This window comes from Bacillus sp. NEB1478 (assembly GCF_031582965.1).
Lineage (GTDB): Bacteria > Bacillota > Bacilli > Bacillales > Fictibacillaceae > Fictibacillus.
The window spans coordinates 706,711-724,109 of record NZ_CP134049.1; the positions used below are offsets into that span (position 1 = coordinate 706,711).

Annotated in this window: 20 protein-coding genes; 19 read left to right on the top strand and 1 reads right to left on the bottom strand. The window is 35.2% G+C overall.

What is annotated here, in order from left to right:
- Positions 1–17 precede the first annotated feature (17 nt).
- The gene (locus RGB74_RS03260) at positions 18–653 is read right to left on the bottom strand and encodes a YigZ family protein (RefSeq protein ID WP_310761567.1); all 636 of its coding nucleotides are present in this window, start codon (positions 651–653) and stop codon (positions 18–20) included.
- 312 nt (positions 654–965) lie between these two features.
- Between RGB74_RS03260 and RGB74_RS03265 the strand changes: the two genes are divergently transcribed.
- From RGB74_RS03265 to RGB74_RS03355, 19 genes are all read left to right on the top strand, one after another.
- Complete coding sequence (locus RGB74_RS03265; protein WP_310761568.1) at positions 966–2,114, top strand: sensor histidine kinase; 1,149 nt, start codon at positions 966–968, stop codon at positions 2,112–2,114.
- 12 nt (positions 2,115–2,126) lie between these two features.
- Positions 2,127–2,858, top strand: coding sequence for a response regulator (locus RGB74_RS03270; RefSeq protein ID WP_310761569.1), 732 nt, complete (start codon positions 2,127–2,129; stop codon positions 2,856–2,858).
- Positions 2,859–2,942: 84 nt separating this feature from the next.
- Complete coding sequence (locus RGB74_RS03275; RefSeq protein ID WP_310761570.1) at positions 2,943–3,863, top strand: ROK family protein; 921 nt, start codon at positions 2,943–2,945, stop codon at positions 3,861–3,863.
- A 140-nt stretch (positions 3,864–4,003) separates the two neighbouring features.
- Complete coding sequence (locus RGB74_RS03280; RefSeq protein ID WP_310761571.1) at positions 4,004–4,852, top strand: DegV family protein; 849 nt, start codon at positions 4,004–4,006, stop codon at positions 4,850–4,852.
- Positions 4,853–4,903: 51 nt separating this feature from the next.
- Complete coding sequence (locus tag RGB74_RS03285; protein WP_310761572.1) at positions 4,904–6,400, top strand: ATP-dependent helicase ComFA; 1,497 nt, start codon at positions 4,904–4,906, stop codon at positions 6,398–6,400.
- The gene (locus RGB74_RS03290; protein WP_310761573.1) at positions 6,397–7,107 is read left to right on the top strand and encodes a ComF family protein; all 711 of its coding nucleotides are present in this window, start codon (positions 6,397–6,399) and stop codon (positions 7,105–7,107) included. Before RGB74_RS03285 ends, RGB74_RS03290 begins: the two co-directional genes overlap by 4 nt.
- An 82-nt stretch (positions 7,108–7,189) precedes the next feature.
- The gene (locus tag RGB74_RS03295) at positions 7,190–7,585 is read left to right on the top strand and encodes a TIGR03826 family flagellar region protein (protein ID WP_310761574.1); all 396 of its coding nucleotides are present in this window, start codon (positions 7,190–7,192) and stop codon (positions 7,583–7,585) included.
- Between the two features lie 95 nt (positions 7,586–7,680).
- Positions 7,681–7,947, top strand: coding sequence for a flagellar biosynthesis anti-sigma factor FlgM (gene flgM, locus RGB74_RS03300; RefSeq protein ID WP_310761575.1), 267 nt, complete (start codon positions 7,681–7,683; stop codon positions 7,945–7,947).
- Positions 7,948–7,956: 9 nt separating this feature from the next.
- Entirely contained in the window at positions 7,957–8,415 is a 459-nt protein-coding gene (locus RGB74_RS03305) for a flagellar protein FlgN (RefSeq protein ID WP_310761576.1), read from the top strand.
- 21 nt (positions 8,416–8,436) lie between these two features.
- Positions 8,437–9,957: a flagellar hook-associated protein FlgK gene (flgK, locus tag RGB74_RS03310; protein WP_310761577.1), complete on the top strand. Its 1,521-nt coding sequence runs from the start codon at positions 8,437–8,439 to the stop codon at positions 9,955–9,957.
- 11 nt (positions 9,958–9,968) lie between these two features.
- Positions 9,969–10,847 (top strand): flagellar hook-associated protein FlgL, encoded by an 879-nt coding sequence (gene flgL / locus RGB74_RS03315; protein WP_310761578.1) that lies wholly within the window; start codon positions 9,969–9,971, stop codon positions 10,845–10,847.
- 53 nt (positions 10,848–10,900) lie between these two features.
- The gene (locus RGB74_RS03320) at positions 10,901–11,476 is read left to right on the top strand and encodes a DUF6470 family protein (RefSeq protein WP_310761579.1); all 576 of its coding nucleotides are present in this window, start codon (positions 10,901–10,903) and stop codon (positions 11,474–11,476) included.
- Positions 11,477–11,488: 12 nt separating this feature from the next.
- Entirely contained in the window at positions 11,489–11,932 is a 444-nt protein-coding gene (fliW, locus tag RGB74_RS03325) for a flagellar assembly protein FliW (RefSeq protein WP_310761580.1), read from the top strand.
- Positions 11,933–11,935: 3 nt separating this feature from the next.
- Entirely contained in the window at positions 11,936–12,163 is a 228-nt protein-coding gene (csrA, locus tag RGB74_RS03330; protein ID WP_310761581.1) for a carbon storage regulator CsrA, read from the top strand.
- A gap of 144 nt (positions 12,164–12,307) precedes the next feature.
- On the top strand, positions 12,308–13,159 hold the full coding sequence (gene hag, locus RGB74_RS03335; RefSeq protein WP_310761582.1) for a flagellin Hag: 852 nt from the start codon (positions 12,308–12,310) through the stop codon (positions 13,157–13,159).
- A gap of 61 nt (positions 13,160–13,220) precedes the next feature.
- Positions 13,221–13,550: a DUF8042 domain-containing protein gene (locus RGB74_RS03340; protein WP_310761583.1), complete on the top strand. Its 330-nt coding sequence runs from the start codon at positions 13,221–13,223 to the stop codon at positions 13,548–13,550.
- A 1-nt stretch (position 13,551) separates the two neighbouring features.
- A complete protein-coding gene (locus RGB74_RS03345) occupies positions 13,552–15,483 on the top strand; it encodes a glycosyltransferase (protein WP_310761584.1) in 1,932 nt (643 codons plus the stop codon).
- Positions 15,484–15,521: 38 nt separating this feature from the next.
- Entirely contained in the window at positions 15,522–16,868 is a 1,347-nt protein-coding gene (locus RGB74_RS03350) for a glycosyltransferase (RefSeq protein WP_310761585.1), read from the top strand.
- Between the two features lie 215 nt (positions 16,869–17,083).
- Positions 17,084–17,398, top strand: a complete 315-nt coding sequence (locus tag RGB74_RS03355) for a DUF5658 family protein (RefSeq protein WP_310761586.1) — start codon at positions 17,084–17,086, stop codon at positions 17,396–17,398.
- The last annotated feature ends 1 nt before the right edge of the window (position 17,399 follow it).

Consider the following 17,399-nt stretch of genomic DNA (forward strand, 5'->3'; position numbering starts at 1 on the left):
AGATGGGGATAACCTTATCATTTCACATCTATTTCCAAATAATCCTTATCACCAAATAAAATTTCGCTCTGTGCATTGGAGAGATCTGTTATCCATTCGTAAAAAGTCTCTGTTTCATTTATCGGTACATACATCTGAATTTCCACTTTATCAGTGTACTTCATATCTTTGATCGGGTAAGAAGAATTTCTTAGTTCGTTCTCCATTTTACCTAAGAGGGTATAGTCAACAAGAATATGGATTATTTGATGAAGCTGCCGATTTACAACACCAATGTGGTTAAGCCCTTCAGAAACGGATTTTCCATAAGCACGGATCAATCCGCCAGCACCTAGTTTTATTCCGCCAAAGTATCGGGTAACTACGGCCACAGTATCTTTCAGTTGACGTTTTTTTAAGACTTCTAACATCGGGACACCAGCAGTGCCGCTCGGTTCACCATCATCATTCGCTTTTTGAATATTGTCGGTTTCTCCGATTAAATAGGCCGAACAATTGTGAGTCGCACTGTTATGTTCTTTTTTGATGGATTGAATGAAGGAGATGGCTTCTTCTTCGGTTGTTGCTCTGGCAATATGGGTAATGAAACGTGATTTATCGATTATGATCTCGTGCTGACCTGTTTGTTTTACAGTAAGATAGTCGGATAGCATATAAAATCTCCTTTAGGGCGGTAAAGAATTAAAATTTTTAATGTCAAAATTGTCGAAAAATCTTTAATCTCGTTGAAATACATGATATTCTTCATTATAAGGTCATATTAATTTTCATACAAATCGATAAAATTTTTTATCAGAAAAAGTCATAAAATTCCACATCTTGCCGAATGTACTATATAAGGTGGATTTTTAAACAATCTTATTCTTAGTACTTTTATGGATAAGAAGTCCTATTTGATAATTAGGTAAGATGGTTCTAGAACTTCCGTTTGTAATTCTTTATCGTTTTAATTGGAGGAAATTTACATGTCTGCAGCAAAATTAGCGATAGATCCACATTTATTAGACGGAATATTGAATAAAACCATCGATACTGTAACGGAAAGCCAGTCTCAAATCTTTGAGATCAATGAAAACTCACGTCAGCAATTTCAACAATTACAGCGTGATTTGGCAGGGGTTAAAGAACAGGTTATTGAGGTAATCAGCAAGGTTGATCTTACCGAAAACCATGCGAAGCTTGCCAGAACCCGTCTTGCTGAAGTGAGCAAGCATTTTCAGAAGTACAGTGAATCCGATATTCGGGACGCTTATGAGAATGCCAACAAGTATCAAATTGAACTGTCTATTATTAGACAGACTGAAAAACAGCTACGCGAAAAGAGAGACGAACTGGAGAGACGGATTCTCGGACTTCAGGAAACGGTTCAAAAAGCGGAAAATCTCTCAGGTCAGATATCGGTTGTATTGAATTATTTAAACGGTGACTTGCGTAAGATTAATGAACTTGTTCGAGATGCTAAACAAAAGCAGGAATTTGGTCTTCAGATCATTGAGGCACAAGAAGAAGAACGAAAACGGCTGTCCCGTGAAATTCATGATGGACCGGCACAGTTAATGGCCAATATGCTGATTCGCTCGGAACTGCTCGAGAAAATCTTTGTGGAAAGAGGAACAGAAGCAGCGCGTGCCGAAATTAAAGACTTAAGGGTTATGATTCGGGATTCGCTGAAAGAAGTTCGCAGAATCATTTATGACCTGCGCCCGATGGCATTAGATGATCTGGGCATCGTTCCTACTTTAGATAAGTATTTACGCAACCTAAAAGAGAGCACTGGCCTCGATATTGAATTGCAAGCTATGGGTGAGTCGCGGCGTTTCCATCACAAAATGGAGATCGCGATATTCCGGCTGATTCAAGAGTCAGTCAATAATGCTTTAAAGCATGCTAATTCAAAGGTCATACAAGTTAAACTCGAGATTACCAAAAAGTTCGTCTCGATCTATGTTCGGGATGATGGTAAAGGATTCGATACGTCACAGCCTTCCAATACGAATTCGTTTGGAATGATGGGTATGCGTGAGCGTGTTGATCTGCTCGAAGGATCATTAAAAGTTAATTCTCGCTTGAACTTCGGTACAAGTGTTTATATTCAAATTCCCATTCGAGACTAGGAGGGTTCACACATGAATACAATTAATGTGTACGAAAGCAACGCCTCAGCACCTGAGAAAACAAGGATTGCAATCATTGATGACCACAGATTGTTCCGTGAAGGTGTAAAGCGCATATTAGATATGGAAGATCAATTTTCTGTAGTGGCAGAAGGCGATGATGGATCAGAAGCAGAAGAAATCGTGCGTGATCATAACCCAGATGTTGTTTTGATGGATATTAACATGCCAAATGTTAACGGCGTTGAAGCGACTCGCCGTTTAGTGGAAAAGTCTCCTGACACGAAAGTTATCATCCTTTCGATCCACGATGATGAAACATATGTATCCCATGCGGTTCAAACCGGTGCCTCCGGTTATCTGCTAAAAGAAATGGACGCAGATTCCTTGATCGAAGCTGTACGAGTTGTAGCTGATGGAGGTGCTTATCTGCATCCGAAAATTACACACAACTTGCTGAACGAGTTCCGCCGTTTATCTACTTCAAACAAGACACAGCAGAACAAAGCTGGTTTTGTAGAAGTGGAATACCGCAAGCCATTGCACATCTTAACGCGTCGTGAATGTGAAGTTCTTCAGCTATTAGCTGACGGACGAAGCAACCGTACGATTGGTGAAGAGCTGTATATCAGTGAAAAAACGGTTAAAAACCATGTAAGTAACATTCTGCAAAAAATGAACGTAAACGACCGTACACAAGCGGTAGTAGAAGCGATCAAAAACGGCTGGGTAAAGGTGCGTTAATACAAGTTTTGAGTTTGAGGACCTTCATGTAAAATGAGGGTCTTTTTTTAATACTAAAAAAGAAAAACCATTGGAGAGATCTAATTGAAAAAGAAATATATCCTCGCTGCAGATGTTGGCGGAACAAAAATAGAATGTGTATTGTTTAATATTGATGGAGAATTATTGAACAGTAAAACTTTTAAAACAAACGAAGTCATAAAATTTGATGTTGCGGATTGTTTAGCGGTAGAGATGAAAAGGATCATACAGGAACAGGGGATACGACTTAATGAAGTGAGCTATGTTGGATTAGGCGTCACAGGGTTGGTCGATAGTGCTGCAGGTGTGGTTTTAGAAGCGCCTAGTTTGAACTGGGAGAATTACCCGATGCAGGAAAAGCTTCAAAATTTACTCGGTATTCCAGTTTGCATCGGAAACGATGTAAATATTGGATTGCTGGGTGAAGTGGAGAAAGGTACATTAGAAGGTGTTAACCATGCTATTTATTTTATGATCGGTACAAGTATCGGTGCTGGTCTTTTCTTAAATGGAGAAATTTATGAAGGGCATTCTTTTTCTGCTGGTGAAGTAGGATACGCCATAACAGAAAAATCAGTTGTTTCAAAAGGATTTAGAGCAGCACGACCAGGCTATGGATATTTAAGCACACATGCAGGCGGTTATGGAATGGCTCATAAGTATGCTGAGTTAATGGGGCTGAGTGTTTCAACAGAAGAACTTTTTCAGTTAGCTAAAAGTGATGACCCAGTTGCAAAATCTATAATAGAAGAAGCCGTAGAACACATTTCAACATGCTTAATAAATTTAACAGTAATTTTAAATCCTGAAGTCATTTTATTCAGTGGCGGAGTAGGATCACAATTAAAACCTTTTTTAGAAAAAATAAATGAAAATCTTGATAAATATGTTCCTTTTAAACCAGAATTGAATATTTCATCCTTAGGAAATCACTCAGTTTTGTATGGTGCTTACTCGTTATGCCGAAAACGGTTAGACGTATAGAAGAAAAGTATGGAAGGAAATAAGTATAATCAAGAGAATACATTTTATATACGACCTTAATTTCGTGTTTTACTATTTTTGATGTTGTACACTGTTAAAGGTGATCAAATAAGATTTTTACATAAGAGAGGGCTAAAATTATGAGTAAGGTAGCTATCATTACAGACAGCACATCCTACATACCTGAACATATCCGCGGCGATAAAGACATTGTAATGATTCCGCTCAACGTTATTTTCGAAAATGAAACGTACAAAGAAGAAGCTGAAATAAAAGCAGATGATTTTTATGAAATGGTTGGAAGAAACGATACCTTACCGAAAACATCCCAGCCGGCGATTGGGGAACTGGTAGAGTTACTGGAAGAACTTTCAACAGATTATGACGAAGCAGTGATGATCACTTTATCAAGCGGGATTAGCGGAACGTATCAAAGTGCAGTTGCCGCAGGGGAAATGGTCGATGGAATCAAGCTTCATGTTTTTGACTCAGAAATCAGCTGCGCACCGCAAGGCTTCTATACAATGAAGGCTGCTGGACTGGCGAATCAAGGTAAGAACGGGTTTGAGATTATGAACGAACTTCTAGAAATGAAGAATAAAGGGATACCAGCATATTTCGTAGTGGATGACTTGAACCACCTGCACCGCGGCGGAAGGTTAAATACCGCTCAGCTTTTCATAGGGAACTTGCTGCAAATCAAACCGATTCTTCATTTTGATGATAAAAAGATCGTGCCATTTGAAAAAATAAGAACAAAAAAGAAAGCATTGAAGCGGATATTTGACATCATGGATGAGAACATCAGACAAGATGAAAAAGTGACGATTTCGGTTATCCATGCTAAGCGTGAAGACGAAGCTGTGGAAATTGCCGAAGAACTTCGTGAGAATTTTGTGAATGCAAATGTTTCAATCAGTTACTTTGGACCGGTCATCGGTACCCATTTAGGTGAAGGCTCGCTTGGTATCACGTGGATGAAAGAATAAAAACGGAGAGATGCAGATGATAAAATCTCTAAAATATTTGGAGACAACACAATGAGGTTTGTCTCCTTTATTTTAAACAAGCGTTTAACGATTGCCCCAGAAAGCCTCATAAGTGACACAGAATTACAAGCTGTTCCTTTTTGTGAACTGCCAGAATTTGAAGATAGCCCCTATGATCCAACCTATGCATTTGATAAAAACCTACAAAAACTCCTCTTCGGAAAGCTGCTGCTTTTAGATGAAATAAACCTTCCGTTAGAAACAATCCACAAACATTTTGTAAAAGGTTTTGTGAAGTATAATCCTGGATTAAGTAAAACCAAATATGGATGGCAGTGTAATCGTTGCGGAAATGAAAAGGATTATCTGTTTGCTTCATTCTCGTGTTTTCGCTGTAAAAGTGAAAAATGCGTTTATTGCCGAAATTGCATTATGATGGGTCGAGTGAGTACGTGTACACCTCTTATTTCTTGGATTGGTCCTGAGCTAAAGTGGAGTGAAGGTTATGAATTAGTTTGGAATGGTGAATTATCAGAAGGTCAGGAAATTGCATCAAAAAGATTCCTAGAAAAAGTTGGATCGAGTGGTGAAATGCTCATTTGGGCAGTTTGTGGTGCTGGTAAAACGGAAGTCCTTTTTAAAGGAATTGAAAAAGCACTAAAGGAAGGACTCAGAGTTTGTATAGCAACGCCTCGAACGGATGTCGTTTTAGAATTAGCACCTCGATTAAAGACTGTTTTTCCAAACACTTCGATCGCCAGCTTTTATGGCGGATCAGAAGAACGTGAAATCCCTGCACAACTCATCATCTCAACAACTCACCAGCTCTATCGATTTAAACAAGCGTTTAACATGATGATCATAGATGAAGTGGATGCATTCCCATATTCGTACGATCATACCCTCCAATATGCTGCAGCAACTGCGGTTAAAACCTATCATTTCAAGTTACACCTGTCTGCAACACCTTCCACCAAAATGAAAAAAGATGTTAATAGAGATAATTTATCATTTGTGAAAATTCCTAAGCGATTTCATGGATTTCCATTACCTGTTCCGAAAATTGTCTGGAGTGGTGAATGGAAAAAAAGAATAGATCGTGGCAAACTTCCACCAGCATTTATAAAGTGGTTAAAGTCACAAGTTGCAAGTGGTCGTCGTGCCATGATTTTTGTCCCATCCGTTTCGATGATTGCAAAATTAACTGATTTGGTGCGGAAACATATAAAAGCTAGCGTTGATTTTGTTCATGCAGAAGATCCTTTAAGAAAAGAAAAAGTAGCGTCCTTTCGCCGAAATGAAATCTCATTATTAGTAACAACTACGATTCTAGAGCGTGGAGTAACCGTTCCATTTTTAGATGTAGCGGTTTTTGGAGCAGACCACAATGTGTTTTCAGAAAGCGCCCTCGTTCAAATGGCAGGAAGAGCTGGCAGAAACAAAGAGGACTATAATGGACAAGTATTCTTTTTTCATTACGGGAAATCATTGAACATGTTAAAAGCAGTGAATCACATTAAAGATATGAATAAGGAGGCAGGTTTTTGAGTTACTGCCTATTTTGTCATCAGTCTTATTCTGAAACATGGTCATGGGGTATTTTGTTAGGTTTATATCGGCACCCGATGTTGTGCCAGTCATGTCATAACAAGTTAGCATTAATAAAAGGAGAGATTTGCAGAATATGCGGTCGATCATTTTCATTATTTCCCGAGCAATATCGACAAGCAGATCTCTGTTTCGACTGCGTTAGATGGGAAGAAGATGAAGAATGGTGTGGAGTTTTGTTAAAAAATCGTTCCCTTTATGTTTATAATGACTTTATGAAAGATGTTATTTCAAAATTGAAGTATCGTGGTGACGCGGAAATAATTAAAGCATTTTATGACCAGACTCGAACGTTATACAGGAGATTCTATAATAATCATATTGTCGTTCCTATTCCTTTAAGTGAAGAACGTCATTATGAAAGGGGATTTAATCAAGCGAAATTACTGGCAAATGGTATTAGCTCAAATGTCCATTCCGTTTTAAAAAGAACGGCGCATGAAGAAAAACAAAGTAAAAAGAATCGAGAAGACCGTATAATGAAAAAAGTTAACCCTTTTGAAATTGAGAATGGTTCCTCTGTTCAAGATTTAGAGATTCTCCTTGTAGATGACGTTTATACAACGGGCAGCACGATACGTTATGCGGCAAAAGTCTTAGTTGATGCGGGAGCAAAAAGTGTCTCTTCCTTAACATTAGGCAGATAAATTAAAACTTATGACCTGCTAAATACTTCTTAGCACTTTCCGATATATAAAAGAGAAAGATATGCTAAGGAGCGGAATGAATATGGGCAATTTATTGAACTGTCCCCAATGCGGTAAACTTTTTGTAAAGGTGATTCGTAATAACTGTGATACTTGTTATATGGAAGAAGAAAAACAATATGACATTGTATATAAGTTCATTCGTAAAAGTGAAAATCGTAATTCTACCTTACTCGATGTAAGCGTAGCGACGAAGGTTCCAGAAAATAAGATTATTCAATTTATCCATCAAGGAAGAATTCGAGTGAAGGGATATCCTAACTTCACATATCCATGTGATGGTTGTCAAAATCCAATTAATGATGGACGACTGTGTGAAGAATGCAAGAATCGTATCAAATCCGATCTATCCATTGAAGATTTTATTAGACAAAAACAAGAAGAAGCATTACCTTCTTACCATACAGATGACAATTAACCTATATTTGCTCCATGCCTTAAAGAATTTTAATTATTAACCGATACTCCAATTAAAGAGTACGGTTTTTCTTCTAATAAAAGAGGTGACGATAAATGCGTATAAACAACTTCAACTCCATACAAAACAATCCATACAAAAAACAGGTGCAAGATATGAAACAAGAACAAAAACAATCTGTTTTCAAAAAAGATGAAATTCAAATTTCAGATGAAGCTAAAAAGCTTTTATCAACTTCAAAGTTTGAACAAGAACGTGTTGAAAAAGTAAACGAGATTAAACAACAAGTGGATAACGGCACATATAAAGTAAAGATTTCAGAAACAGCAAAATCGGTTATTGATTTCTGGAGTAAATCCTAGGAGGTTTCCATGGAAACTGCACAAATGACATCACTGCTTGAACGTTTGTTTAAATCACATGAAGACCTTCTATCATTAGGAGAACGGAAAACAGAAGCTCTAAAAGCTGGCGACATGAAAACGTTAGACCTTCTATTGAAAGAAGAAGATCTGAATGTGAAAAAACTTCAAGTGATCGAAAAAGAAAGACTACTCAAGTTTGCGAATGTAACGGTATCAGACGTTTTAGAGCAAGCTGATGATATAGAAAAAGAAATGCTCATACATTTGCAAGGAAAGTTAGTACATGCTTACCAGGCTTTAAAGAGCAGAAATGAACTGAATCAAGAGTTGTTAGAGCAATCACTTCAGTACGTAAATATGACGTTAAGCATGGTTCAGCCTTCAAATGAACCCGCAACATATAGTAAGACAAAAACAAATCCTTATCACTCAAACCCTTCATCACTGTTTGATTCAAAAGCTTAAACCTAACGGAGGAACCTAAGAATGACTTCAACTTTTCATGGATTAGAAACAGCCCGCAGAGGAATGTTTACACAGCAAGTTGCTCTGCAGACCACCGGTAATAATATCTCTAATGCCAATACACCCGGATACTCTCGTCAACGTGTCAATTTTTCTCAAACAGAAGCGTACCCAGCTGCAGCAAGAAACCGTCCGCAAATTCCTGGACAGATGGGAACAGGTGTAGAAGCAGGTTCTGTTCAGCGAGTGCGTGAAGGATTCCTGGATACACAGTTTCGCGGTGAGAATAACAAATTAGGATTTTGGAACTCTCGAAGTGAAGCGTTAGAGAAGATGGAAGATATCATGAATGAGCCTTCCGATAATGGTTTAGCGAAAACGATGGATCGTTTCTGGCAGTCACTGCAGGATCTAGCTGTTAATCCTGAAGATTCTGGAGCTCGTTCGGTTGTTCGACAACGCGGTTTGGCAGTGGCGGAGACATTCAACTACCTATCCAACTCTTTATCTTCCATACAAGAAGATATGAAATCTCAAGCTGATCTCGTTAGTAAAGAAGTGAATTCTTACTTAACACAAATCGCTAATATCAATCAGCAAATCAAAGAAATTGAACCGCATGGTTATTTACCTAATAATCTTTATGATGAAAGAGATAATCTAGTTGATCAGCTCTCAACTCTTGTGAATATAAAAGTAACAAAAGAAGCAAATGGCGGATTAGCACTACCTATGGCTGAGGGCTCATATAGCATTGAACTATTAAACGTAAGCGGAAATTCATTTGCAACTCCAGTAAAACTGATTGATTCTGCTACTAATCCTCAAACAATCAACGCTGTATCAATCAACTATGATACTACGAGTAAGATGGCGGAAAGTATAACAGTAAGTGGTTCCGCTCCACTTAGTATTACTGATTTTTCAGGTGGAAAACTAAAAGGATTATTAGAAGCTTATGGATATGAAGATGGTATTAACGGTTCTGTAAAAGGAATCTATCCAGATATGCTAAATAACCTTGATGAGATGGCGTTAAACTTCGCCAATAAGTTTAACGAGGTTCACAAAGCAGGCACAGGATTGGATGGAAACACAAACTATTCTTTCTTTGATTTAACGGGTACATCCGGTGCAGCAAAATCTATTAAACTTCACACAGATACGAATAATCTTGATCACATAGCTGCCGCAAAAAGCAGCTTCAATGGTGATGGAAGTAATGCACTTGCACTTGCAGATGTAAAAAATACAGATCTAGCTTTTACTGGTGGAACAGCTACATTGCAAAGTTTTTATGAAGGTGCAATCGGTAAAATGGCTATAGATGCACAACAAGCAGTACGCCTAACTGATAACTCTGCTGTTTTATCAGACGCAGTTGAACAGCGCCGTACTTCTGTAAGCGGTGTTTCCCTCGATGAGGAAATGACGAATATGATTCAGTACCAGCATGCGTATAACGCATCGGCTCGGAACATAACAGTGGTAGACGAAATGCTCGATAAAATTATTAACGGAATGGGTGTCGGAGGAAGGTAGGTGCAAGATAAATGCGAGTAACACAATCGATGTTATCCAATAATATGCTCCGTCATATTAGCCAAAGCTATGAGCAAATGGGCAAAACACAGGAACAGCTTTCTACAGGTAAAAAGATTAGCCGTCCTTCAGACGACCCAGTTGTAGCGATGAAAGGTATGTCCTATCGAACAAACTTAACAGAAGTAGAACAATATAAACGCAACTTATCTGAAGCGTATAACTGGATGGAGAATTCAGATGCATCATTAGATAAAGCAACGAGTGTCATGCAAAGAATTCGTGAGCTAACTGTACAGGCGAGTAATGGCACACTAGAAGACTCACAAAAGGAAATGATTGCTAAAGAAGTAGGTCAGTTGAAAGAGCACCTAGGATCGATTGCTAATACACAAATAGCAGGGAAGTATCTATTTAATGGAAATGATACAACTTCAGCACCAGTTGACTTATCAACTAATCCGCCGACATTATCAATTAACGAAAATCCGGTAAAAATAGAAATGTCTAAAGGGATTGAAGTTGCTGTAAATATTAATCCAACACATGTCTTTAATCAGGATTTATTTAAAAATATAACTGATCTTGAAGATGCACTAAAAGGGAACAACGCTACACCAATTAATGATTTTCTTGGAAAGTTGGACAAGAACATTGATAGTTTAGTAGCTGAACGTGCTGAGCTAGGTGCACGAAATAACCGGCTGGAGCTGATTGATGACAGAGTAAGTGAACAAGAAGTCATCGCTAATCGTATTCTTTCTGATAATGAAGATGCTGATATCGAAAGAGTGATTACTGATCTGAAAATGCAAGAAACGGTTCAGCGAGCTGCACTCAGTGTAGGGGCACGAATCATTCAACCATCATTAATGGACTTTTTACGTTAACTTTTAGGGCTATCCTTGTGATAGCTCTTTTGTTTAGAAAGGGAGGGGTTAACTTGAATTTTCCTCAGTTAAGAATGGAGTCTACTTTCGGACAAATTGATATTAATATTCAAAAATCTGTTCAAGAAATTGAACAGACTCCAGCAGAACTATCTATTCAACAGCCAAGAGCAGAATTAGATATTGAACGGACCTCTGGACAACTGACAATTGATCAAACCCAAGCAAGAGCAGATATGGACTTGAAGAGTATTTCTCAAAGAATTGAAGAATTTGCTCAACAAGGGTATGAGGATTGGTTATCGGGTCTTGCAAGAATGTCACAAGATGGTGATGAATTAATGATGATAGAAAATGGTGGGAATCCAATTGCGCAACAAGCAAAAAGAAATAGTGAAAGTCCCATCTATGATTTTAATATAGGTTTCATTCCTTCTCCATTTAGTGTAAAAATAAACTATCAGCCCGGTGAAGTGAAATTAAATTGGCAAACACATAAACCAGAAATAGATGTAAAAGTTAATATACCACAACACCTTTATACTCCTGGATCTGTACAAATTGAAATGAAACAATGGTCATCATTATATATAGATGTGGTAGGTTTAAATATGGATGAAAAAAAGTAAAGGGTGATGGTAATGATACTTCATACGAAATTTGAGGAAACGATAGAAATTAATGAATCAGATATTATTCATTTTGACCAAGGATTACCAGGTTTCGAAGAGGAAAAACAGTTTGTTTTACTTCCAATAGAAGAGTCACTGTTTTTTGTTTTACAATCTGTGTCTACTAAAGAACTTGCTTTTTTTACAGCAAATCCATTCATGTTTTTTAAGGATTATGATATTGAACTTCCAGAATCTGTTCAAAATCTGTTAAAGATAAAAAATGAATCTGATGTAATGATCCAGGTTATTTTAACGATTAATGATCCATTTGAAAAAACTACTGCAAATCTACAAGCACCTCTAGTCATTAATGATAAAGTGAATTTAGCAAAGCAAGTTGTCTTAACTAATTCACAATATCAGATACGCCATGTTTTAATAGAACCTCAATTTGCTCAAAAGGAGGTTTAAAGAATGTTAGTATTAACTCGTAAACCACAAGAAGTAATTAAAATTGGGGACAATATTGAACTAACTGTTATATCCATTGATGGTGATCAAGTAAAACTAGGAATTTCAGCACCTAAAAATATAGAAATACATCGTAAAGAAGTTTTTCTAGCTATTCAAAAAGAAAATGCAAGTGCAGCGGGTACGTCATTAAACATGTTACAAAAATTAAAAAGTTTAAAAAACACCTAAAAGCTATTAAAGATAAATCGTTTACCTCCGATATAACTATTGTAGAAACAAATAGTACTTTAGCGGCCGTAAAAGAACTTTTGTTTCAGTAAATTATCCAACCACAAGGACGTGGGCGGAACACATTCAAGGAGGAAATAAAAAATGAGAATTAATCACAATATCGCTGCACTTAACACGTATCGTCAACTAAGCAGTGCTTCAAACGCACAAAGCAAGTCAATGGAGAAATTGTCTTCAGGTCTTCGTATTAACCGTGCAGGAGATGATGCTGCAGGTCTAGCAATCTCTGAAAAAATGCGTGGGCAAATTCGTGGGTTAGATCAAGCGTCTCGTAATGCGCAAGATGGTATCTCATTGATTCAAACAGCTGAAGGTGCATTAAATGAAACACATAGTATTCTTCAACGTATGCGTGAATTAACTGTTCAAGCTGGAAACTTAGGAACAAATGAAAGTGAAGACCTAAGTTCAATCCAAGATGAAATTGGAAACTTGATTAATGAAATTGATGGAATTGGTGACAGAACTCAGTTTAATGGTAAGAACCTTCTAGATGGTACTTATGCTAGCGGAACTGCAACTTTAACATTCCAAATCGGTGCAAATGGAACTCAACAGCTTGAACTAACAATTGAAAATATGAAAGCTGCTAGTCTAGGTACTAGTACTTTAGCTATTGATTCACTAGATGTTTCAGGCTTTACTTCAAAAACAAACACAGATACTGCAATTGAAGCTATCGATAAAGCTATTGAGCAAGTATCAACTCAACGTTCTAAACTAGGTGCAAACCAAAACCGTTTAGAGCATACAATTAACAATCTAGATAACGCATCAGAAAACTTAACTGCAGCTGAGTCTCGCGTACGTGACGTTGACATGGCTAAAGAAATGATGCAACAAACAAAGAATTCAATTCTTTCTCAGGCAGCTCAAGCTATGTTGGCTCAAGCGAACCAACAACCACAAGGTGTGCTTCAATTATTAAGATAATTGAAGTGAATAAGCCGACTTCGGTCGGCTTATTTTTATATACAAAAAGGAGTGACAATGCATGACTCAATTACTTGAACTAGAAAATACTCTACTTGAACTTATTAATAATTTAGAAATCAGAGCATCGAGTATACAAGAGGTATTCCTTCAAAATGATATATCAGATGGTTTAAACAGGGTATTAATTTTTACTGAAGATTTAACAGTTTTAACAGAAGGGTTAGCTGCAATTGATCCAAATCAAAATAAATTTATAATTTCAGATATAAATGCAAAGATGAATGAAATAATAAATGCCATTGAATTGCAAGATCCACTATTTGTTGCTGATATTTTAGGACAGGAAATAATGCCAATATTAAGTTATTGGAAGGAGCTTCTTTCATAAGATGAATAATATAAAATTAAGCATCTGCATGATGGTGAAGAACGAGGAGGAAAACCTGCGAAGTTATTTGCCAAGTCTAGCTTCTTTATTGAATCACAAAACTGTTGAATTAATTATTGTAGATACAGGATCTATAGATAATAGCAAAAAAATTGCAAGTGAATATACGAATCTTGTATTTGATAAACAATGGAATGATGATTTTTCATTTATGAGGAATTATACAATTTCAAAAGCAAAAGGTGAATGGGTATTTATTATAGATGCAGATGAAGAATTAATGGGTGCAAATGAATTATTTGAGATAATCAATAACAATCGTTTTAATAAATACAATACGATTCAAATTGGAGTTAAAAATTACACATACAAAGATAAAAACTTGTTTTCGTCTATGGTTTCGCCTAGGCTTTTTAGAAATGATAAAGATTTTAAATATGTAGGTTCTGTTCATAATCAGCCACAATTCAAAAGTCCAATCCTTAATGTTACAGATGTATACCTTAATCATTTTGGATATGTTAGAGATGATAAAAAATTAATGGAAAGAAAATATAACAGAACAAGCCAATTACTTCAAAAAGAGCTAGAGCTAAACCCTAACAATGTGTATTATCGATTTCAACTGGCACAAAGTTATGGCTTACATGGAGAAAAAGAAAGAGCATATGAACAAATTGAAAAAGCATACTTTTTATTAAAAGATAAAAATGAGAAAGCAGCAAAATTATATATATTTGGTATATATGCGAATTTAGCTTATTTATTACATGATTATGAAAAGACAATCGAAATCTGTAAAGAAGGATTAAATATATCAAATGAATATATTGATCTTTATTTTTATTTAGCAAGCGCATATGATAAGTTAGCGAACGAAAAGTGTGCAATTAATAACTTCAAAATATACTTTGATTTACTTCAGAATGTCGGAGAACTACAAATTGGTAAAAGCTCTGCTATGGAGTTTCATAAGATAGATGAAGGCTCTATTACAGTTGCAGGTTATAAGCTAATAAATTTATTATTGAAAGATTCTTCTTATTTAAACCAAGTTAACAATTATATAAATTTTATTACTGATGAATATTTTAAAAAAGAGCAATTAATTAAATATTATATGTTAAATAAAGACTATCTTTTAATAAATAGATGTATAACAGAAACAGAAAATAATCAGTTAAGAGAAATAATGATTGGGACTATTGAAAAGCATAAATCTAATTTAACTATTGAAGAATTAGAGTCTTTATATGAAGAATTATCGAACGGTACTGATATTTATAATGACTTAAATAAATTAAGAGTATCAAAAACATTCGAAGAAAAGAAAAACACAATAAAGATTTTTTATAGTAAATATAACAGTAGAACGACATCTCCAGTTTATTTGGAAGAAGTGTTTGAAATAATCTTGGACTTAAATTTGTCTATTTTTGAATTTGCGGCAAAAATACCAGATGATCAATTAATATATGTATGTACAAAAGTAGTGAATAAAGATAGTTTAGGGAAATTCAAAAAACAAATGGAAGAAATTCAATTAAAGAAATATGATTTCCATTTTAATAGAGTATATTTTATTATTGCAAATTATTATTTTAGTTTTTCAATTAATAATGGATTAATTGATGAGGACGAAATAATTAATTATAGAGAATTATTTTTTAAATTTGTAGATAGTGGTTTAAGTTATCTTTTAAGCCTGTATCAAGAAAAAAAACTAAGAATGATCTATAAAACATTAAATTTCAAAGAACATATATTTATTATTAGTTTATTTTTAGCTAATCAATTAGAAGAAATGGATAATAGAAGAGGAGCATTAAATTATTATAAAGAGGCAATTGAAACTTATCCTGTTTTTAGAAAGTTTGTTAATTCATTTTTTATTCAAGAAGAGTTTCATAAATTATTGGTGGTTAAAAAATAAACAAATTCATAAGGTAATGAGGGTGCTGGTGCTTTTAAATGGGAACATTAAACAGGGATGATAAACTAAATCTTGTAAAAAAAAAATTAGAAAAATTAATTAACGGCGGTTTTCTAAAAGAAGCTAACAAAATTCTTAGTCATTTTGAAAGTAAAATAGAGTTAGATTCTGATATTATTTCGATGAAAGCGACCTTGTTAGTACTCCAAGGGAGATATGACGAAGCTAGAATTTTATTATCAAAAGAAATTTTGAAATTCCCCTTAGATCAAGATATTTTATTTAATTTGGCATATGTTTATGGCTTGGAAGATAAAAGTGAAGAGGCATTGAATATATATAATGATCTAATCCTCATAGGGGATGAAAAAATCCAAGAGGATGTTATAAATGCAATAAATAAAATAAAGGAAGATAAAGGAATCAGAAATTCTGTTAAGAAAAAAATAGCTTTCTTTGTAAAAAAAGGGATGGATAGCTTTCTTGGAAATATCATAGACGAAATGTCTAGAGACTATCATGTGAAAAAAATAATAGTCAGTTGTTCAATAGATATTGAATTAGGTATGAAGTGGTCTGATATTTGCTGGTTTGAATGGTGTGACGAATTAATTATTACTGGTAGTAAGCTTCCTATAGCAAGAGAAAAGAAAATTATCTGCCGTCTTCATAGTTATGAAGCGTTTACTCATTATATCCATGATGTTAATTGGATAGTAGTTGATCAGTTAGTTTTAGTAGCAGAGCATATAAAAAACTTAGTGTTACAACAAGTCAAAGAATTAAATGAAAATAACACCATTGTTATCCCAAATGGAATAAACCTAAAAGACTATAAACTAGTGAATCGAGAAAAGGGCTTTAATATAGCTTTTGTAGGCTATATTAACTTTAAAAAAGGCCCGATGTTATTGTTGCATGCTTTTCATTCCATCTATCAAAAAGATAAGCGATATAAATTATTTATTGCAGGTAAATACCAAGAGCTTAGATATGCATTATATTTTCAACAAATTATTCATGAATTAGGATTACAGGATAATGTGTTTTTTGAAGGCTGGCAGACTGATATAGCGAACTGGCTAAAAGATAAACATTATATTATTTCGACTAGCGTTCTAGAGGGACATCCAGTAGGTATAATGGAGGCAATGGCAAGAGGTATGAAACCATTAATACATAACTTTGTGGGAGCAAGAGGAATATTTCCCCCAGAGTATATCTGGAACACTTTTGATGAATGTTACAAAATGCTTTCGGTTGATGAATATAATCCTATAAAATATAGGAATTTTATTAAAAATAAATATTCATTAGATAAACAAGAGGAAATGGTTCATACAGTCATTCGAGAGTTGTTAAATATGCAATCAATAAGAAGTTAATCCAGATTACTTTTTTTCTCTATTCAATTATTTTGAGCAATAGAAAATAATTGGATAGTTTTTTGTTTATTATCTAATTATATAAAAACCACCTTTATAGCCATTAAACATTTATCTTTTCAAATTCCACTTTACTTGTCACTATTTGTCGTGCGTTATTAAGAACAACCTTCTTTTATTTAGGGTATACTTCTAAATGAGAGAGGAGTGGAAGGATGGATCAAGTATTCCGGGTGCAGCGATACTTATGGATATGTGTTTGTTTGGCTATTTTTAATATGGCAGATGCGCTATTCACACATCAGTTTCTCCTAAAAGGCGGAGTTGAATTGAATCCGGTTATGCGTTTGGTTTACTCGAAGGATCCCGTACTCTTTTTACTCGTGAAATTCTTTTTTTCATATTTGATTCTAGCTATTGGATTTATCCAGGTTGGGAAGAGGGTTCAATTTCTTCTATACATCGCATTCATCATCTATTCTTTTATTATCATTTGGCATTTGTATTTAAAGATTTTACTCGCTTCTTGAT